This is a genomic window from Mammaliicoccus stepanovicii (assembly GCF_002902525.1).
Lineage (GTDB): Bacteria > Bacillota > Bacilli > Staphylococcales > Staphylococcaceae > Mammaliicoccus > Mammaliicoccus stepanovicii.
Window position 1 is genome coordinate 97,231 of record NZ_PPQZ01000102.1, and the last position, 20,246, is coordinate 117,476.

At 32.1% G+C, this 20,246-nt stretch carries 23 protein-coding genes; 4 read left to right on the forward strand and 19 right to left on the reverse strand.

The annotated features are described in order from the left end of the window. Positions 1 to 6: 6 nt before the first annotated feature. Both ispG and CD111_RS10805 read left to right on the forward strand, forming a co-directional pair. Positions 7 to 1,098, forward strand: coding sequence for a flavodoxin-dependent (E)-4-hydroxy-3-methylbut-2-enyl-diphosphate synthase (ispG, locus tag CD111_RS10800; protein ID WP_188350509.1), 1,092 nt, complete (start codon positions 7 to 9; stop codon positions 1,096 to 1,098). Positions 1,099 to 1,187: 89 nt separating this feature from the next. Beyond that, the gene (locus CD111_RS10805) at positions 1,188 to 1,751 is read left to right on the forward strand and encodes a hypothetical protein (protein ID WP_095087787.1); all 564 of its coding nucleotides are present in this window, start codon (positions 1,188 to 1,190) and stop codon (positions 1,749 to 1,751) included. 82 nt (positions 1,752 to 1,833) lie between these two features. Here the strand turns inward: CD111_RS10805 and CD111_RS10810 are convergent, their stop codons facing one another. The 5 genes from CD111_RS10810 to CD111_RS10830 form a co-directional block, all read right to left on the reverse strand. Then, positions 1,834 to 2,241 carry a Fur family transcriptional regulator gene (locus CD111_RS10810; RefSeq protein ID WP_095087786.1) on the reverse strand — a complete coding sequence of 136 codons (408 nt, stop codon included), beginning with the start codon at positions 2,239 to 2,241 and terminating at the stop codon, positions 1,834 to 1,836. Beyond that, the gene (locus tag CD111_RS10815) at positions 2,204 to 3,085 is read right to left on the reverse strand and encodes a metal ABC transporter permease (RefSeq protein ID WP_095087784.1); all 882 of its coding nucleotides are present in this window, start codon (positions 3,083 to 3,085) and stop codon (positions 2,204 to 2,206) included. The genes CD111_RS10810 and CD111_RS10815 overlap by 38 nt, the downstream gene beginning before the upstream one ends. Further along, positions 3,082 to 3,858 (reverse strand): metal ABC transporter ATP-binding protein, encoded by a 777-nt coding sequence (locus CD111_RS10820; protein ID WP_095087783.1) that lies wholly within the window; start codon positions 3,856 to 3,858, stop codon positions 3,082 to 3,084. Before CD111_RS10820 ends, CD111_RS10815 begins: the two co-directional genes overlap by 4 nt. A gap of 146 nt (positions 3,859 to 4,004) precedes the next feature. After that, on the reverse strand, positions 4,005 to 4,895 hold the full coding sequence (locus tag CD111_RS10825; RefSeq protein WP_095087782.1) for a deoxyribonuclease IV: 891 nt from the start codon (positions 4,893 to 4,895) through the stop codon (positions 4,005 to 4,007). Positions 4,896 to 4,904: 9 nt separating this feature from the next. After that, positions 4,905 to 6,239: a DEAD/DEAH box helicase gene (locus CD111_RS10830; RefSeq protein ID WP_095087777.1), complete on the reverse strand. Its 1,335-nt coding sequence runs from the start codon at positions 6,237 to 6,239 to the stop codon at positions 4,905 to 4,907. A gap of 145 nt (positions 6,240 to 6,384) precedes the next feature. Here CD111_RS10830 and CD111_RS10835 point away from each other — a divergent pair, with 145 nt between their 5' ends. Continuing rightward, complete coding sequence (locus CD111_RS10835; protein ID WP_095087774.1) at positions 6,385 to 7,353, forward strand: 4-hydroxy-3-methylbut-2-enyl diphosphate reductase; 969 nt, start codon at positions 6,385 to 6,387, stop codon at positions 7,351 to 7,353. A 99-nt stretch (positions 7,354 to 7,452) separates the two neighbouring features. Here the strand turns inward: CD111_RS10835 and CD111_RS10840 are convergent, their stop codons facing one another. From CD111_RS10840 to ccpN, 7 genes are all read right to left on the reverse strand, one after another. Continuing rightward, the gene (locus tag CD111_RS10840; RefSeq protein ID WP_095087772.1) at positions 7,453 to 8,544 is read right to left on the reverse strand and encodes a Nif3-like dinuclear metal center hexameric protein; all 1,092 of its coding nucleotides are present in this window, start codon (positions 8,542 to 8,544) and stop codon (positions 7,453 to 7,455) included. Beyond that, complete coding sequence (locus tag CD111_RS10845; protein ID WP_095087770.1) at positions 8,541 to 9,209, reverse strand: tRNA (adenine(22)-N(1))-methyltransferase; 669 nt, start codon at positions 9,207 to 9,209, stop codon at positions 8,541 to 8,543. Before CD111_RS10845 ends, CD111_RS10840 begins: the two co-directional genes overlap by 4 nt. Before the next feature lie 54 nt (positions 9,210 to 9,263). Further along, a complete protein-coding gene (locus CD111_RS10850; protein WP_095087768.1) occupies positions 9,264 to 9,614 on the reverse strand; it encodes a c-type cytochrome in 351 nt (116 codons plus the stop codon). Positions 9,615 to 9,715: 101 nt separating this feature from the next. Then, entirely contained in the window at positions 9,716 to 10,825 is a 1,110-nt protein-coding gene (gene rpoD, locus CD111_RS10855; protein ID WP_095087766.1) for an RNA polymerase sigma factor RpoD, read from the reverse strand. Between the two features lie 26 nt (positions 10,826 to 10,851). Further along, the gene (dnaG, locus tag CD111_RS10860; protein ID WP_095087764.1) at positions 10,852 to 12,627 is read right to left on the reverse strand and encodes a DNA primase; all 1,776 of its coding nucleotides are present in this window, start codon (positions 12,625 to 12,627) and stop codon (positions 10,852 to 10,854) included. Positions 12,628 to 12,638: 11 nt separating this feature from the next. Next, positions 12,639 to 13,454: a pyruvate, water dikinase regulatory protein gene (locus CD111_RS10865; protein WP_095087761.1), complete on the reverse strand. Its 816-nt coding sequence runs from the start codon at positions 13,452 to 13,454 to the stop codon at positions 12,639 to 12,641. Between the two features lie 13 nt (positions 13,455 to 13,467). Beyond that, entirely contained in the window at positions 13,468 to 14,103 is a 636-nt protein-coding gene (gene ccpN, locus CD111_RS10870; RefSeq protein ID WP_095087758.1) for a transcriptional regulator CcpN, read from the reverse strand. Positions 14,104 to 14,398: 295 nt separating this feature from the next. Here ccpN and CD111_RS10875 point away from each other — a divergent pair, with 295 nt between their 5' ends. Then, positions 14,399 to 15,787 (forward strand): glycine--tRNA ligase, encoded by a 1,389-nt coding sequence (locus CD111_RS10875; protein WP_095087755.1) that lies wholly within the window; start codon positions 14,399 to 14,401, stop codon positions 15,785 to 15,787. 167 nt (positions 15,788 to 15,954) lie between these two features. Here the strand turns inward: CD111_RS10875 and recO are convergent, their stop codons facing one another. The 7 genes from recO to CD111_RS10910 all read right to left on the reverse strand — a co-directional run. After that, complete coding sequence (gene recO, locus CD111_RS10880; RefSeq protein WP_095087752.1) at positions 15,955 to 16,707, reverse strand: DNA repair protein RecO; 753 nt, start codon at positions 16,705 to 16,707, stop codon at positions 15,955 to 15,957. Between the two features lie 21 nt (positions 16,708 to 16,728). Further along, the gene (gene era / locus CD111_RS10885; protein WP_095087749.1) at positions 16,729 to 17,628 is read right to left on the reverse strand and encodes a GTPase Era; all 900 of its coding nucleotides are present in this window, start codon (positions 17,626 to 17,628) and stop codon (positions 16,729 to 16,731) included. Beyond that, the gene (gene cdd / locus CD111_RS10890) at positions 17,629 to 18,033 is read right to left on the reverse strand and encodes a cytidine deaminase (protein WP_095087746.1); all 405 of its coding nucleotides are present in this window, start codon (positions 18,031 to 18,033) and stop codon (positions 17,629 to 17,631) included. It abuts the gene before it with no gap. Positions 18,034 to 18,045: 12 nt separating this feature from the next. Then, on the reverse strand, positions 18,046 to 18,402 hold the full coding sequence (locus CD111_RS10895) for a diacylglycerol kinase family protein (RefSeq protein WP_095087743.1): 357 nt from the start codon (positions 18,400 to 18,402) through the stop codon (positions 18,046 to 18,048). Next, positions 18,395 to 18,856, reverse strand: a complete 462-nt coding sequence (gene ybeY, locus CD111_RS10900) for an rRNA maturation RNase YbeY (protein WP_095087740.1) — start codon at positions 18,854 to 18,856, stop codon at positions 18,395 to 18,397. The genes CD111_RS10895 and ybeY overlap by 8 nt, the downstream gene beginning before the upstream one ends. A 1-nt stretch (position 18,857) precedes the next feature. Beyond that, entirely contained in the window at positions 18,858 to 19,805 is a 948-nt protein-coding gene (locus CD111_RS10905) for a PhoH family protein (protein WP_095087737.1), read from the reverse strand. Positions 19,806 to 19,855: 50 nt separating this feature from the next. After that, the coding region (locus CD111_RS10910; RefSeq protein ID WP_103268512.1) for a PH domain-containing protein at positions 19,856 to 20,246 on the reverse strand (391 nt) is incomplete at its 5' end.

The window sequence follows — 20,246 nt, forward strand, 5'->3', positions numbered from 1 at the left end:
TCAGAAATTACTCATCGTACTAAAACTAGGCCTGTTAAAGTTGGAGATTTAACGATTGGCGGTTCAGATGAAGTCGTTATTCAAAGTATGACGACTACAAAAACACATGATGTCGAAGCAACAGTTGCTGAAATCAAGCGTTTAGAAGAAGCAGGTTGCCAAATAGTTCGTGTTGCTTGTCCAAATGAAGAAGATGCTTATGCAATTAAAGATATTAAAGCACAAATTAATATACCACTTGTTGTTGACATACATTTCAATTATAAATTAGCATTAATTGCTATAGAAAATGGTGCTGACAAAATACGTATCAATCCAGGTAATATTGGTAGACGTGAAAAAGTCGAAGCGGTAGTGAATGCATGTAAAGCTAAAGGCATTCCGATACGTATCGGTGTGAATGCAGGTTCACTCGAAAAGCATATAATTAAGAAATATGGGTATCCAACGGCTGATGGTATGGTTGAAAGTGCACTACACCATATTAAAATTCTAGAAGATTTAGACTTCCATGACATAATCGTTTCTATGAAAGCTAGTGATGTTAACTTAGCAATTGAAGCTTATACGAAAGCTGCAAAAGCATTTGACTACCCACTTCACTTAGGTATTACAGAAAGTGGTACATTATTTAATGGTACGGTTAAATCATCTGCAGGATTAGGTGCAATACTTGCACTTGGTATTGGCAATACTTGTCGTATTTCTTTATCAGCTGATCCAGTTGAAGAAATAAAAGTTGCTAAGTCTTTATTAAAAGCATTTGGTCTTGCGAGTAATGCAGCTACTTTAATAGCTTGTCCTACTTGTGGTCGTATCGAAATAGATTTAATTTCAATTGCAAATGAAGTTGAGGAGTATATATCTAAGCTACAAGTACCGCTTAAAGTTGCAGTACTAGGTTGTGCTGTAAATGGTCCAGGAGAAGCGAGAGAAGCTGATATAGGTATTGCTGGCGCAAGAGGAGAAGGCCTTCTATTTATGAAAGGTAAAACAGTTCGAAAAGTACCAGAAGAAACTATGGTAGATGAATTGAAGAAAGAAATAGACAAACTTGCATTAGAAATGGAACAAGACAGAGCAAGTCAAAAAGCATAACATAAGAGTCTAGGACATATTAGTTTAGTCCTAGACTCTCTATTATTTCGCAGAAGTTTGAATTAAATATATAAATTAAAGGTGATCTTATGACGCATAAACCAAGATTAGGTATAGATATTGATGGAACAGTGACTTGCCCTAAAACATTCGTCCCTTATTTACAAAAAGATTTTAACAATGAATTAAAATATGAAGACATTACAGAATATAATTTAGCCAATGTTCTTTCATGTGAAGAAGAAATCATACATAATTGGTTTAAAGACAACGAAACACATATTTATAAAAACTCCCCTGTCGCAGAAGGCGCAAAAGATATTTTAAATCAATTAAAGCACCATTATGAACTTTATTATATAAGTGCTAGACACCATTATCTTGAAGATATTACGAAAGAGTGGTTTCGAATCCATGACATTCCGTTCGATCGAATAACTTTAACTGGCAGCCATAATAAATTAGAAGTAACAAAAAAACAAAATATCGATATATTTTTTGAAGATAAACTAGATAATGCAGAAGATATTAACCAAATTTTAAATATTCCTGTATTTCTATTCGATACACCTTATAACCAAAAGAGACTAAATAATGGGATATTTAGAATTAAAAATTGGCATGAAGTAACTCCACTTTTACAAAAATTATAAAAGAGTGGGACAGAAATCTCATTTTATCAAAAAAGAGTCTGGGACTTATTCATTATGTCCCAGACTCTTTCTTGATATTAATCTATTTACACAATTCACATTTACCATAAACTTCTAGTTTATGTGATCCAATTTCAACATTAGGCAATTGTTGTTTAATCGAATCCATTGGGCAAATATCTATTACTTTTGTAGTTCCACAAGATTCACAAATAAAATGATGGTGGTGATGACTTTGACATGCAATACGGAATTTCATTTCACCATCTATTTCAGTAGCTTCTATTATATTTAAATCTTTAAATAAATAAAGGTTTCTATAAATCGTATCGAATGAAAGGCCTGTATAATTATCTTTTAATGCTTCTTGTATATATTTAGCAGTAATATATTTATCCTCATTTACGAATAAAGAAATAATATCCTTACGCTTATTTGTGAATTTATGACCATCATTCTTCAATATTTGAATTGCTTCCTCTACCTTCACGATGATAGCCCCCTTTTTTAATTAATAACTTACTATAAGCTATACTAATAAGTAATTCTATAATTAATAAACCAACTATAATACCACCTGGTGAGATATTCAAATAAAATGAAAGCACTAATCCTAGAATAACAGAAACTTCACCGAATATGATACTTAAGGCTATGAGTTGTTTAAACCCTCTAGAAAGCCTCATACTCGTAGCAACTGGTAAAGTCATTAAACTACTGACTAATAGTATACCAACTACTCTCATTGAAGCTGAAATCACTAAAGCAACGATGACGATAAATAATAATTGGATCCATTTTGGCATGCCGATTACTTTTGCATATTCCTCATCAAATGAAAGTACAAAGAGTGATTTATAAAGCAATCCTACAAATAATAAGACTACAATAGTGATGACAATAATAGTCATGAGATCACTAATATTCACCGCACTAATGGATCCAAATAAATAACCAAATAAATCTTGATTAAATCCGTTTGCTAATGAAATGAATATGACACTTAAACCAATACCCGCACTCATTATGATAGGTATTGCGATTTCTTGGTAATGCTTATATTCTGTTCTTAATTGCTCTATCAGTAAAGCACCAATGATAGAGAAGATAATACCAAACCAAATTGGATTAATAGCTGTAAATATTGGGCTGAGTGACGTAAGAAACAAGCCCATCGATATGCCACCTAGCGTTACATGACTTAATGCATCTGCAATTAAAGACAATCTCCTTACAACAATAAAAGCACCTATTAACGGCGCAATCAATCCTACTAAAACACCACTTATAAATGAATATCTAATAAAATCAAAATTAATAAACGCATCTATCACATACAACACGACCTTTCGTGTTGATGATCAACAAATTGAACTGGATGACCGTAGATTTTAGAAATTGAAACTTCATCTAATGATTTAAATGATTCACTCGTTCCATGGAAATGAATATGTTGATTTAAACATGCTACTTGACTAGCTGTATCTGCTACAACACCAATATCATGTGTAACAAGTATGATTGTAATACCTTCATTTTTAAGTCTTGTTAATAATTGATAGAATTCAGAAACATGTCTCGCATCTATACCTACAGTTGGTTCATCTAATATCAGTATACTTGGCTTAGATATTAATGCTCGCGCAATAAAAGTACGTTGCTGTTGTCCCCCTGAAAGTTGTGCAATATTTTCATGTTTTAAGTCACTTATATTTAATCGTTCAAGTATTTGATCTACTTTCTTTTCATCTTCTTTATTGAACCACTTAAATAAAGATTTATTCTTAGTTAGACCACTCATCACAACTTCTTTCACAGTAGCGGGAAATCCCGAACTAAAAGCGTTAGATTTTTGTGATACATAACTTATATCTTCCCATGACTTATATTGATTTATTTTATTGCCACTAATGTAGATATCACCCTTTTGTAATGGTAATAATCCTAGAATAAGTTTTAATAAAGTTGACTTCCCTGAACCGTTTGGTCCTACAATTGCTAAAAAGTCACCTTTATATATTTGAATATTAATATGGCTTAATGCTAATTTATTTGGATAACTATAACTGATATCTTTTAATTCGAAAATCGGTGTTTCCTTCTCCACTTTTCTCACCTCGTCAATAAATTACTATACAATGAATAAACACAAATGTAAATAGTAACGTTTACGAATAAGGTAATAATTGCATATAAAAAAGACATCTCTTATAAAAATCTTTCGATTTTTGAGATGTCTTTGTCATTATATAACTATTGATTAAAGATTTTTTCTTTTAATTCCGGATCAAAAGTTCCATTTTTAATCATTTCAATTTCATATTTATAGGGTGGTTTCTTGTTCTTCTTATCATCACCAACATAAGGTGTTTCTAATATTTTTGGTACATCTTTAAATGCATCGTGATGTACAATGTAATGTAATGCATCAAAACCAATTGAGCCGAAACCGATATTCTCATGGCGGTCTTTTCTAGCACCTTGTGGATTTTTACTATCATTTACATGTACAACTTTGATTCTATCAAGTCCGACAGTTTTATCAAATTCGTTTAATACTCCATCAAAATCTTCTTTAACATTGTATCCAGCATCATTTGTGTGGCATGTATCAAAACATACTGACAATCTTTCGTTATGTTTAACACCATCCATAATCAGTGCAAGCTCTTCGAACGTTTTTCCACATTCTGAACCTTTACCAGCCATAGTTTCTAGTGCGATACGTACGTCATTATTATTTGTTAAAACTTCATTCAGACCTTCAATAATTTTCTTTATGCCCTTTTCTTCTCCAGCACCGACATGTGCGCCTGGATGCAGAACGATATCTTTAGCACCAAGTGCTTCAGTTCGTTCAATTTCACTTTGTAAAAACTCAACGCCTAAATTAAACACTTCAGGTTTTGTAGTATTCGCAATATTAATAATGTACGGTGCATGGACAACTATATTTGATAATCCATATTCTTTCATTGCCGCTTGACCATTTTCAATATTTAAATCTTCTATGCTTTTACGTCTAGTGTTTTGTGGAGCCCCAGTATAGATCATAAATGTTGAAGCATTATAACTTGCCGCTTCTTCTGCTGCTTGTAGCAACATTTTCTTACCACTCATAGAAACGTGTGATCCGATTAACATATATGTCACCTAACCTTTTCTACTTTGTTTTTTTGTGCGTTTAGAATGAGCTTTCTTTTCTTTGAATTTCAACTCATCTAACTCTCTCTTAAATTTCTTCTTGTATCCAGGTTTTACTTTATTTTTGTTATTACGTTTAATTTTTTGTTTTAAATTCTTTTCGATATTGTCTTCTTTTTTCACACGTCTTGTTCTATTTTGACGATCTTTAATTTTTACAAATTCATCATTTTTAACATCTACGTGTTCAAATTTATAATTACTTTTCTCAATTTGAGTGATTAAATCATCTTCATCTGGCGTATAAAGTGTTATAGCAACGCCTTTATAGTCGCCACGACCTGTTCTACCTACTCTATGAGTAAAGAAGTCTACTTCTTTCGGTAAATCGTAGTTAATAACATGACTTACACCTTCAATATCTATACCTCTTGATGCTAAATCACTTGCAACAACAAATTCGAAATCTAACTGTTTAATACGTTTCATTTGTTGCGTTCTTTCTCTTGGAGATAATCCACCATGAATCACGCCAACTTTGTATCCTTCATCAGACAAATATTTGACTAATTCATCTGCACGGTCACGACTATTCGCAAATATAATAGCTAGATAAGGATTAATGACTTGCATAACCTTTAATATCTTAGCTTGTTTCTCTTCACCTTTAGTAGGTATTAAATAAAAGTCGATATTATCCTTATTAGAAGATTCAGTTTCAATTTCAACAAATTCCGGATTACTTAAATATTTATTTAAAAATGGGTGTAATGCTTTCGGAATAGTTGCACTAAATACAGAAATTTGTGCTGATGCATCTAGTCGACTTGCAATACTATCAACTTTTGGCATAAATCCTAAATCGATCATTAAATCTGCTTCATCAACTACAACTGATTTAGCTAAATGTAAATCTAAAGCGCGTTCAACTGCCATATCATCAATTCTATTTGGTGTTCCTACGATCACTTGTGGTGTATTCTTTGATTTATCAATATCTCTTGATTTGTCCGTTCCACCAATGTATAAATTGACTTTGATTCCTTTTTTGAATCGTGCTAAATGTGAAGCAGCATCATATAACTGTTTCGCAAGTTCTCTTGTTGGTGCTAATATAATAATTTGTGGTTCTTTTAAATCAACATCTATTTTATCAAATAATGGTAATAAAAATGCATGGGATTTACCAGTACCTGTTTGAGATTGTCCTATTATATTTGAGCCTTTTTTAATTTTGGGTATTACTCTTCTTTGTACTTCTGTTGGCTGGTTAAAGTGTAAGTCTTTAACTGCCTCTACTAATTCATTTTCTAATTGAAAATGTTCAAATGGATGCTTAGACATAAGCGAGCCTCCTCGTTTCTTTTCACTTTATACATTATATAGTAATTTATTATAATTAGATAGGCTTAAAATTTATTTTAAGATATATTTAGTTTCTTTCATACATGACAGTTGTTATAATATAGATTAATAAGGAGGGCAATGTATGGAAATTATTAAAATTACCCCACGAGGTTATTGTTATGGTGTTGTCGATGCAATGGTTATTGCTAGAAATGCTTCACTTGATAAATCACTTCCGAGACCAATTTATATACTTGGTATGATCGTTCATAATAAACATGTTACAGATGCTTTTGAATCAGATGGCATTGTTACACTAGATGGTCCAAATCGTTTAGAAATATTAGAACAAATAAATGAAGGTACTGTTATCTTTACTGCACATGGTGTTTCACCTCAAGTAAAACAACGAGCTAAAGAAAAAGGATTAGTCTGTATAGATGCCACTTGTCCTGATGTAGAGAATACACATCAATTAATTCGCAATGTTAAAGCTGATGGATATCAAGTTATTTATATAGGCAAAAAAGGCCACCCAGAACCTGAAGGCGCTGTCGGTGTTGCACCTGATATCGTTCATTTAGTTGAAACTGTAGATGACGTTAAGCAACTACCTGATTCTTTAAAGGATCAGAAATTAATCGTTACAAACCAAACGACTATGTCACAGTGGGATGTTAAACATTTAATGGATGAGCTTAAAGACAAATATCCAAATATTGAGATACACGAAGAAATTTGTTTAGCAACTCAAGTAAGACAAGAGGCTGTTGCAACTCAAGCAAATCAGGCTGATTTACTAATCGTAGTTGGAGATCCAAAGAGTAACAATTCAAATAGACTTGCACAAGTATCTAAAGAAATTGCACATACTAACGCGTATCGTATTTCAGATATAAGCGAACTTAAAGTAGAATGGTTACAAGATGTGAGTACAGTTGCTGTTACAGCTGGTGCGTCTACACCAACACCAATCGTAAAAGAAGTCATTGATTATATTAAAAATTACGATCCAACACATATACCTGAAGAAGCATTATCAAGTAGTGTACCTGTAGATAAAATACTACCTAAAATTAAAAAACCAAAACCGGTAGAAATTATGAAATAATAAAAGGACTTAGTCATTGATTTAAAATGGCTAAGTCCTTTTATTTTTGAAATATAACAATCTAACACGCGATATAATTTTAAATCGTACTTTTATTTACTACATGTATTGGTATGGGTCTGTGTTCACTTCAGAACTTTGAACAGTAATACGATGTTCAGTCCATTCTTCTAATAAATCCTTCAGACCTTCTTTCATCACATATTCACTGTAATGATTAGCATCAAGAATATTTATATCATCCATAATTGCATCTAATGCCTCATGATGCTTTACATCTCCAGTTATAAATAAATCTGCATTTTTATTTTTAGCTACATCTGCATACTCAACTGCTGCACCACCTACAATAGCTATACGTTCTACATTTATATTTTGTTTTCCAATATATCTTACAGCTGGGATGTGTAATTGCTCTTTATAAAGTTTAACAAATGAATGTATAGATAATGATTCATCTAGTTCACCTATGATACCGAGTCCTGATTTTGATTCACGTTTCATTTCTATAAAATCATATACAGGTTCTTCATAAGGATGATATTCATTAACAAGTTTAGTCGCTAACGCTTTTTCTTTTGAAGAAATCATAAACTCTAGTTTCGTTTCATGTACAATTTCAGTTTTATTCCTTTGACCAATGGCAGGATTGGCATTTTCACTTGGCTTAAATTGGCCTTTACCTTGTGTTTGAAAGAATACATTACTATATTCATCTGTCTCTGCTAAATGATGTTCATTAAAGACACTTTTCATCATTTCAACTTCTTGATCAGGTACAAAAATTTGCATTTTGAAATATGATTCACGATTTGGATTTAGTATCGTCATATTTTTCAAACCAATTTTTTGACCAATCATATAGCTTACACCTTTTTCATAAGCATCCAAATTAGTGTGAAGCGCGATAAGGTTCATATCATTCTTTATTATTTTCTTAATAATTTGGCCATAACCTTCATCAGTTATATTTTTCACACCTTTAAAGATTAAAGGGTGATGCGCAACAATCGTGTTCATATTATGAGCCAACGCTTCATCTACGACTTCTAACGTACAATCCAAAGTTGTCATAACACCCTCAACCTTACTCTGTTCGCTTCCAATTAAGAGTCCTACATTATCCCATGACTCACTAGTTGATAACGGAATGTGTTGGTCTATAACGTGTAAGAGTTCTTTAACATTCATGCTAACACCTCTTTAATTTGTACAATCTGTTGTTTGATTTCATTGTTTCTCGATTGATCTTGATGATCTTCTAATTGTTTAGTTATATTCTCTAGTGCTACTATTTCTCTTTCCCATTTCTCTATAAATAAATCATCTTTATGTTTCAGGAAGACTGGTCCAAATTTCATTTCTTTAGCACTTAAAGTCATTTCACCTTTTTTAGCAACAATAATTTCGTATATATGCTTTTTCTCTTTTACTAAAATTTCGTCCATAATTTTATAACCGAGTTGTTGTAAATTCTGTCTGATTGGTAATGCGTGAATATTCGATTGTAATATTAAATCAGGATAATGCGACAACTTATCTTTACCATCATCTAAAATTTGTGCTATTAAAGGTCCACCCATTCCACAAATCGTAATGACATCTACTGTTTCATCAATTACTTCTAAACCATTGCCTAGCTTTACATCAATTACATTTGATAAACCGTTTGCTTTAGTATTTTGTTGTGCAGCTAAAAATGGCCCTTTCACAACCTCACCTGCTATTGCCTCTTTGACTAATTTATTTTGAATTGCAAAAATTGGCAAATAAGCATGATCGGATCCAATATCTGCTAATTTATTATGATTTATATATTCACTTACTTTACTTAAACGCTTATTTATTTGGATCATCATATTTCCCTTTCAATAAAAAAATCTTTTGCCAAGGCAAAAGATTTTTTTGTATTATTTAGCTCCGTCTTTTAAATATTTGACAAGTGTGTCTAAATCTTTATCTGAAATCGTTGCTTCGTCATGTGCAGGCATTGACCCTTTACCATCACGAATTATCTTTTTCATTTCATCAGGTTTCTTCGAATTACCAGCTAATTTAGGTCCCATTCCACCTTCAAGATTTTGTCCATGACAACTTGTACAATTATCTTTTGCGAATGTAGCTGCGTCAAACTTCTCAGTTTTTGCACCGCCACCTTCTTTTTCATCTTCTTTGTTCGCACCATGTGCTGACATAAAGAATATTAATCCCACACCGAGTAATAAAATCAGTATAAACGGGATAACAGGATTACGATTCATTCATACAACCTCCCTTTTGTTAAACCTTCATACAATTATATTTTATATTAAAACAAAGCATTGTCAAAGGCTTTTTGGGATTAATATAAACTTTTGAGTATTTAGTCCATAAAATCTTTCAATCTCTTACTTCTAGATGGGTGTCTTAACTTACGTAATGCTTTTGCTTCAATTTGTCGAATACGTTCTCTCGTTACGCCAAATACTTTACCAACTTCTTCTAAAGTTCTTGTACGACCATCATCTAAACCAAATCTTAATCTTAATACATTTTCTTCTCTATCTGTTAATGTATCAAGTACATCTTCTAATTGTTCTTTCAACAATTCATAAGCTGCGTGGTCTGAAGGACTTTGTGCATCTTGATCTTCAATAAAGTCACCTAAATGACTGTCATCTTCTTCACCTATTGGCGTTTCAAGTGATACAGGTTCTTGAGCAATTTTTAGAATTTCACGAACTTTTTCAGGTGTAATGTCCATTTCTTCACCAATTTCTTCTGGTGAAGGGTCTCTACCTAAATCTTGTAGTAATTGACGTTGTACACGAATAAGTTTATTAATTGTTTCAACCATATGAACTGGAATTCTAATTGTTCTAGCTTGGTCAGCAATAGCTCTTGTTATAGCTTGACGAATCCACCAAGTTGCATAAGTTGAGAATTTAAATCCTTTATTGAAGTCGAATTTTTCAACTGCTTTTATTAAACCCATATTTCCTTCTTGGATCAAGTCTAAAAATAGCATTCCTCTACCTACATAACGCTTCGCAATACTTACTACAAGTCGTAAATTGGCTTCAGCAAGACGAGATTTTGCCACTTCGTCTCCTTTTTCGATACGTTTAGCAAGCTCAATTTCTTCTTGAGCTGTTAACAAGTTTACTCTACCAATTTCTTTTAAGTACATACGTACTGGGTCATTAATTTTCACACCTGGAGGAGCACTTAAATCATTTAAATTCAATTTTTCATCTGTATCTGTAGAATCTTTTTCATTAATAAGGTTTATTTCATTATCATTAATTTGATCAAAGAATTCATCCATTTGGTCTGAATCCATTACAAAGTTTTGTAATTTATCAGCTATTTCTTCATGACTCAAATGTCCTGCTTTCTTACCTTGTTCAATTAATTGGTGTTTCACTTGATCTACATTTAATACTGCTTCATTATTAGCGCTATTGATTTTGTTCAATTCTTTATCAGACATGAATAGGCCTCCCGGTTTTTTAAATCTTACATTCTATTACGATTAAATTGAATTATTTGTTCCAAATACTGTCTTTGCAGGGCCAAATCACCCATTTGCATTGCTCTATTTAATTGTTCATTCAAATATTCAATTGTTAATTCTTGGTCTACACTTGGACTAATCACTTCAATGTAATCTTCCATTTCATCCTTTTCAGGTTCGTCATTAATTAACATTGAATCTAAATACATCACGGTTTCCATGACTTGATGTTCTTCGATGTAACTAGAAAAATCACTAATATTAAAAACATCATTATTCTTATAATACCCATTTAAACGTGAAAAAATCACTCTATTATTCAATGAAGTAAAATCTTCTTGATTAATCCTAGAATGATATTCTAAAAATAATTGTTTATGGTTCATAAAATGTTTTAATATTGCTTGTTCTGCTCTACCGACTTTGTCTTGTTTTTTTTCCTTTATTTCAGGAACATTATAATTATAATCGATACTATTTTGTACAATAGTTGGAGCTAGACGATTTTTTAGACTGTTAACATCTACTTTATACAAATCAGCTATTTGTTGCAATACTTTTTTTCTTAAAAATTCTGAACGAATTAAATTAAGGTCTTGTATTAATTCTTCTAGATGTTGGTCGTGTTTTAAATCATTATTTTCATTGGCATAATATAATTGCTGCGCTTTAAAGGCAACGTAAGATTGTTTTTGGCCATCAACAAATGATTTAAAGGCATCTTCACCATATTCAGTAATGTAGTCATCAGGGTCCATTTTCTTTGGTAAATTGACTACAAATACATTTAAACCTTCTGTTAGTAAAGATTTTCCGACATTTAATGCCGCTTCAGTTCCTGCGAAATCTCCATCATACAGTAAAGTGACATTAGATGCCAGTTTTTTGACCATAATTATATGTTCTTTTGATAATGCAGTACCCATCGTTGCGACTACTTGTTTAATATTAGCTTCAGATGCTTTAATCACATCCATAAATCCTTCTAATAATATCACTTCGTCATTTTGTCTGATTGCTTTCCTAGCACGATCAATATTATATAACATTTTTCTTTTTTGAAATATCGGTGTTTCAGGGCTATTTAAATATTTAGGAGATTGGTCTGTATATGTTCGTCCAGAAAAACCAACTGTCTTTCCTTGGAAATTTTGTAACGGAAAAATAATTCTATCTCTAAATCTATCAAAATAATCAAAAGTTTCATCATTTCGACTAAGTAATCCTGCTTCATATGCTAAAACTGCTTCATAACCATTCTTCTCTAAAAAGTCATGTGTAAATTTAGCGTGATTGGGTGAATAACCTATCTTTCTATCGTTTATTAATTCATCGGTAAATCCTCTCGACTTCAAATATGCTAATGCCGCTTCACCTTCTTCAGTATGCTTCAAGATGTAATGGAAATTATTTGCCATAAGCTCATGCATTTCAATCATCTTGATATGGTCGTCTACTATTTCACTCGTATCATGAGATGTTGTTTCTTGTTCAATATGAATTCCAACTCGATTACCAAGTTCACTCACAGCATCAATAAAAGAGACTGATTTTATTTCTTGAATGAATTGGAAAACATTTCCGCCCTTTTTGCAACCGAAGCAATGGCAAATTTGTTTATCTTCAGAAACTGAAAAAGACGGGGTCTTTTCATCATGAAATGGACATAACCCAATATAATTTCGACCACGTTTTTCTAATTTGACGTATTCACTTACAACATCTAAGATATCGTTCTTTTCTCTTATTTCATTAATGGTTTCTTGTTCAATACGCATCATTTCACCCTTTAACGGTTTTGTTGAGTAATTATTTTGATGATATCATTAGCAGTTTCCTCAATTGCTTTGTCAGACACATCTAAGACAGGACAGCCTATTTTACTAACGACATCTTCAAAGTATTGAAGCTCTTCTTCAATACGATCATCTTTAGCGTAGTTAGCATCATCACTTAGTCCTAATTGTATTAATCTCGCTCTTCTAATAGCGTTTAAATTTTTCTGATTGATTTTAAGTGCGATACATTTTTTTGGATCAATTTCAAATAAACCCTCTGGAGGTGCTACTTCAGGTACTAGAGGTACATTCATAACTTTATAACGTTTATGTGCTAAGTATTGTGATAATGGTGTCTTAGAGGTTCTTGACACACCAATTAATACGATATCCGCTTTAGGTAAGCCACGTGGATCTCTTCCATCATCATATTTAACAGCAAATTCAATGGCTTCTATTTTCTTGAAATAATCTTCATCTAATTTATGAATATTTCCAGGCTCATTAAGAGGTGCTTCTTTCAATTCATCACTTAATATACTCATCAGTGGTCCCATTATATCTACATTCTCAATGTTATTTTCTTCTAATTTTTCCTTTAAATATAGTCTCATTTCTGGTTTAACAAGCGTATAAACTACGATTGATTTTTGTTCTAATGCTAAAGAAACGACCTCATTTATATTACTTTCATTTTCTATGTAAGGTAATCGTACGATATCTAGTGCGTTACCTTCAGTTTTATATTGTGATGTACATGCTTTCGTAACTAGTTCGGCTGTTTCACCTACCGAATCAGAAGCAATAATTATTCTAATTTCTTCCATTATGTATTTCCTCCTACTCGTCTTCAATAAGTGAAACAAAGGCTCTCGTTATAGTGGTTTTTGTGATCCTACCTTTGACCTTCATTTTATTATTTTTTAATTTTTTAACAACTGGTAATGCATCTATTTGTTTATCTATCAATAACTTAGCAGCATAAATTAATAAATCTTCTTCAAGACAAACTGTAATATTTGGCATGCGACTCATGTTAATACTAACTGGCGTATCCTTTAAACTTTGACCACCAATTGCTGCTCTTAATAAATCTTTTCTGGAACAAACGCCTGTTAAATAACCTTCTTTATTTATAACAAATAACGTTCCAACGTCTTCGAGGAACATTTTGCAAATAGCTTCATAAACTGAAGCATCTTCTTCTACAACGACCGGGATTGCCATAGATTCTTTTATTGTCATTTTCTTAATTGAATCACTTAATAATTGTGTACTCGATTTACCTGTATAAAAGTATCCAACTCTCGGTCTTGCATCTAAATATCCTGCCATAGTCAAGATTGCTAAATCAGGACGTAATGTTGCACGTGTTAAATTAAGTCTATCTGCAATTTTCTCACCTGTGATAGGTCCGTTACTTTTAACAATTTGTACGATTTGCTCTTGCCTTTGATTTAATTCGATTGCTCTCACCCCTTTATACACAATTCAGTTATACTGATTATAACATGACTCGCAAAATTTACTCAATTTCTATACTTGTTAATACTTGATTACTAATTAATACCGTGCTATATTTTAGATAACTTTGAATTTAAAAGCGAGTTAAGGTCGGTGAAAGCTTAACACATGAATTTTGGCTTATAATTTTTATATATAAAGTGAGTGGCAACACTAATTTGGGTGGTACCGCGGGTTATATACTCGTCCCAAGGCATTATTTAATGATGTCTTGGGACTTTTTTAATTTTAAATAGGAGTGATAGTTATGGCAAATGATATGGAAAAAGTAGTTACATTAGCAAAACACAGAGGTTTTGTATTCCCTGGTAGTGAAATTTATGGTGGATTAGCAAACACATGGGACTATGGTCCACTTGGTGTTGAATTAAAAAATAATATCAAAAAAGCTTGGTGGCAAAAATTCGTTCAACAGTCTCCATATAATGTTGGATTAGATGCAGCAATTTTAATGAACCCAAGAACTTGGGAAGCGTCAGGACATTTATCTAACTTTAATGATCCAATGATTGACAATAAAGATTCTAAAATCCGTTATAGAGCAGATAAATTAATCGAAGACTATATGCATAATGTTGAAGGTGACGAGCACTTCATAGCTGATGGTATGAGTTTTGATGAAATGAAACAATTTATAGATGATAAAGGTATTACATGTGCTGAAAGTGGAACGGCTAACTGGACTGACATTCGTCAATTCAATTTAATGTTCAAAACTTTCCAAGGTGTTACTGAATCTTCTACTAACGAAATATTTTTACGTCCTGAAACTGCACAAGGTATTTTTGTAAATTACAAAAATGTTCAGCGCTCAATGCGTAAAAAATTACCATTTGGTATTGCACAAGTAGGTAAATCATTTAGAAACGAGATTACACCTGGTAACTTTATCTTTAGAACTAGAGAATTCGAACAAATGGAATTAGAATTCTTCTGTAAGCCTGGTACAGAAATGGAATGGCAAACTTACTGGAAAGAATATGCAGCGAATTGGTTAAAAACATTAGGTATTAAAGAAGAAAACACTAAATTACGTGACCATGACGAAGATGAATTAAGTCACTATTCAAATGCAACAACTGATATTGAATATAAATTCCCATTTGGCTGGGGTGAACTATGGGGCATAGCGTCTAGAACGGACTTTGACTTAAAACAACATAGTGAATTCAGTGGCGAAGACTTCAAATACCATGATCAAGAAACAAACGAAAAATATATCCCATATTGTATTGAACCTTCTTTAGGTGCTGATCGCGTAACTTTAGCATTTTTATGCGACGCTTATGAAGAAGAAAATGAAGGCGAAAAAGACCAACGTACAGTATTACGTTTCCACCCTGCTTTAGCACCGTATAAAGCAGCGATATTGCCTTTAAGTAAAAAATTATCACCAGATGCAATTAAAGTATACGAAAAACTAAGTGAAAAATTTGCAATTGATTTTGATGAGTCACAATCAATTGGTAAACGTTACCGTAGACAAGATGAAATCGGTACACCGTATTGTATTACATTTGACTTTGATTCATTAGAAGATAATCAAGTTACAGTTCGTGACCGTGATTCAATGGAACAAGTACGTATGCCAATTGATGAAGTTGAGCATTTCTTAGCTGATAAAGTTAGATTTTAACTTAAAACTTTAAACAAAAACTGTTGGGTTATGTTCTCCAACTCAATATAATAAAAAACCTATCACTTAACTGATTTTTCAGTTAAAGTGATAGGTTTTTTAATTTAAACTTTCGATATTGTTCGCAGTTACATACTACATGGATTAGACTCGAAATATTTAATCCTTTATATTTTTAAGTTTTCTAATTGTTTAATGAGTTTCTTTGATCTAAATATGACACCTATGTATTCATCATACATACTATCTATTAAGTTTTGAATTTCTTTCTTTATATTCTCATTAATCTTAAAACTATTTAAATGTTGAAGTGGAAGTTGATACATTAAATTCATAAGGTACAATGCACGATTTGATATTCTAATAGCATGTTCATCATGTGAAAGTGCTTGGTTACTTAAAGGACCATTTAATTTAAAGCTATAAGCGTTCAACTGTTGTTGATTCATATCACCTGTTACGATACATGCATTGAACATAGGTTCATATCCGTATTTAGGCATGCATTTAAGCGCAACAATCATACACATAGTGTCTTCGTCTACACCTTTCTCAATCGCTTGAAAAACAGCTATAATGAGCTCATAAAAGAACACATCTTGATCATCTTCCTCCAAAGCTTTATCCACTATCTCAATTGCATAAGCACCATAGGCACTTTTAAATAAATCCGTTTGCAATATTCTATGACTATTTATAATATCTGCAGAGGAAAGCGTGCCCATTCCTTTAAATTTAGAAAAAATAAACAAGCCATGTACAAATGGCTGTGTAGCGCTTTGTAAAGGATGACTTGTTTTTTTTGCACCACGTGCCATTAAAGGTACTTTATGACCGTGTTCATTTAGTATCGTAATTATTTTATTGTTTTCACCGTAATCTACTGAGCGAATGACAAATCCTTCTTGTTTATAAAGCACTTCATCATCGCCTCCATATTCTTAATACTCGTCTTCACGATAACCCATTTGCTTAATAAAGTTCGGTTTATTGCGCCAATCTTTCTGTACTTTAACCCATAAATCTAGATAAACTTTAGAACCTAATAACATTTCAATGTCGCGTCGCGCACGTTTACCAATTTCTTTAAGCATCTTACCGCCTTTACCGATCACGATACCTTTTTGAGAATCACGCTCAACATAAATAGTTGCTTCAACATGAACTTTTTCATTCTCGGCTTTTGTCATTTTATCAACGTTAACCCCAATTGCATGAGGAATTTCTTGATTCGTTAAATGTAATGCTTTCTCTCTTATTAATTCCGCTACTACAAACTGTTCAGGATGATCTGAAATTTGATCTTTTGGATAATACATAGGACCTTCTTCTAGGTAGCGTTTGAACTGTGTAAGTAAAGTTTCAATATTTAAACCTTCTAATGCTGAAATCGGAACAATCTCAGCGAATTCCATTGTTTTTTGATATTTTTCAATTTCCACTAATAATTGATCAGGGTGAATTAAATCAATCTTATTTAATACAAGAAATACTGGTGTCTTAGTTTGTTTCAGCAATTCAATAATATATTCATCGCCTTTACCAATACTTTCATCCACATTAACCATAAACATAATTAAATCCACTTCTTTTAAAGTGTTTTTCGCAATTTTCATCATGTAATCACCTAAAGCATGTTTAGGCTTATGAATTCCTGGTGTATCTATAAAAATCATCTGTGCATCATCAGTAGTTAATACACCTTGCACTTTATTTCTTGTAGTTTGTGCTTTGTCTGACATAATGGCAACTTTATGTCCTATTACTTTATTCATAAAAGTAGATTTACCAACATTTGGTCTCCCTATTATCGATATAAAGCCTGATTTAAATTCATTCATTTATTCTAAATCCTTTCCTGAGAAACCTAAAGGTAATAAATCATTAACTGTAGTTTCCATCCTTTGATCTGTTTGATGTGTTAAATATACGGGCATGTCATCATCGCATAATTCTTTTAAGACTTGTCTGCATGTTCCACATGGTGATGAAGGTTTATCTGCATCGACTGTAATTGTAATACATTTGAAGTCTCCTGGTCTATAGCCATCTGACATTGCCGCTACAAGTGCTGATCTTTCAGCACATATTGTTGATGGATAAGCTGCATTTTCTATGTTAGCACCATAATATGCTTTCCCATCTTTCGTTATAAGGTATGCCCCCACTTTAAATTGTGAATATGGTGCATATGCTCTTTGTTGTGCTTCACGAGCACCTTCATACCACTCTTGTTTAAATTCCATATTAATTCCCCTTTAGAAAATGTGTATTATTTTAGGCAAAAATATAATTATCCCGATTATTAAAGCCATCATTGATGTTACAAACACTGCGAATGCTGCAGTATCTTTTGCATGCTTAGCTAATATATGAAAATCTTTCGTCACCATATCCACTACATATTCTATTGAAGTATTCAATATTTCAGCAGTTAAAACACTAAATATAGCAACTATAATCCACAACCATTCATAAGTATCTAGATTAAAGATAATGCCCATTACGATGACAATGACTGCACATATGACATGTACGACAAAATTAGAATCTTTATTTATAATTGTAACAAGCCCTGCTAAAGCATTTTTGAATCTTCTTAAAAACTTATTCACGTGTTAACCCGAAATCATTTAATATTTCATCTTGTCGAGAAAACATTTTCTTTTCATCTTCTGCAGTCATATGATCATATCCAAGTAAATGTAAGAAACCATGTAATGATAAAAACCCTAACTCTCTACTCAAACTGTGATTATATGAATCAGCTTGTTGTTTTGCTACTTCTAGACAAATAATAATGTCACCTAGTACTCTTGGGATATCTAATCCTTCAATTTCTGGCTCATCCTCTTCTAAAGAAAAGGATATGACATCCGTTACTTTATCTTTATCTCGATATTCACGGTTTATTGCTTGAATTTCATCTTCGTCTACAAAAGATATGGCAAGTTCTGCTTCTTCAGTAATGCCTTCTTTTTCAGCAGCAAATTTTAAAAGTTGTTCAATTTGATCTTTAGTTGATTCTTCAATGACGTTAAGTTCGTCAATAAAATCCATAGTGAGCATATTATATCTCCTCTTCGTAAGCATTTATTATTTTTCCAACAAGTGGATGACGGACAACATCTGTTTGTTCTAAGTATGACATGCCAATTCCTTTAACACCACTTAGTCGTTTATCTGCTTCAATTAGTCCACTCTTTACACCTTTAGGTAAATCAATTTGTGTTCTATCACCTGTGACGACCATTTTAGAGCCGAAACCTAGTCTTGTTAAGAACATTTTCATTTGTGGATGTGTCGTGTTTTGTGCTTCATCCAATATGACAAATGCATCATCTAATGTTCTACCTCGCATATATGCCAATGGCGCAATTTCGATCGTTCCACGTTCAATTAATCTAGAAGTTTGTTCGGTTCCTAAAACAGTGTGCAATCCATCATATAACGGTCTTAAATATGGGTCAACTTTTTCTTTTAAATCTCCCGGTAAAAAACCAAGAGATTCTCCAGCCTCGACTGCTGGCCTTGTTAATACAATTCTTTTAACTTTCCCTAATCTTAATGCTCTAGCTGCCATTACAACCGCTAGAAAAGTCTTCCCTGTTCCTGCTGGTCCAATTCCGAACACTAAATCATTATTCTTTATGTTCGAGATATACATTCTTTGTCCCATTGTCTTTGCACGTATTACTTTACCGTTACTATCTTTTGTAATTTCTTCTTCGTATAAATTAATTAATTGATTAATCGTACCTTTATCAGCCATTTTAACTGCTGCTTGTACATCATTTATAGTTATACTCGCACCACTTTCAATAACCTTCAATAAGTTCAGTAATACTAGTTCTGCTTTTTCGATATTTTCAAGATCTTTACCGCGCACACTAATTTCTTGTCCTCGTGTTAATATATCCACTCCGAGTTCATTTTCAATATATTTAATATGCTCGTCACCATTTCCTAATAATGCTTGAGCTTGATCCATATTCTCGATTTGAATTAATGTAGGCATTAAATATCTCCTTTATAAGTTGAATTTTTAACACTTTAAATGTACCAAACCTAAGCAGAACGTGCAATCTTATGCACTTTATTTTGAATATTATTTAATCTTTCCTGTGATTTTAAGATTTTAAGTAATTTCTCAAATTCTCTTAAACGATTACTATTATTCAATTTTATATTAGGATTGATTCTCATAACTGTAATAATAAATTCTCTTTCTTCAATTGGTGATATTTTTTCGATTGTTTTATCTTTCATCATGATTTCTAACATACTATTTCCTTCTATTGACTTAATCATATTAATTTGTTCGATTTTGAAAATATTATATTTATTATTAAAAAATCCTCTTTTCAGTAATAGCATATGTTCTTTAACAACATACCTCTCAAACAATATATTAATAATGATTAAAAATGCCAAAATAAATGTAACAATAGTTAAATAC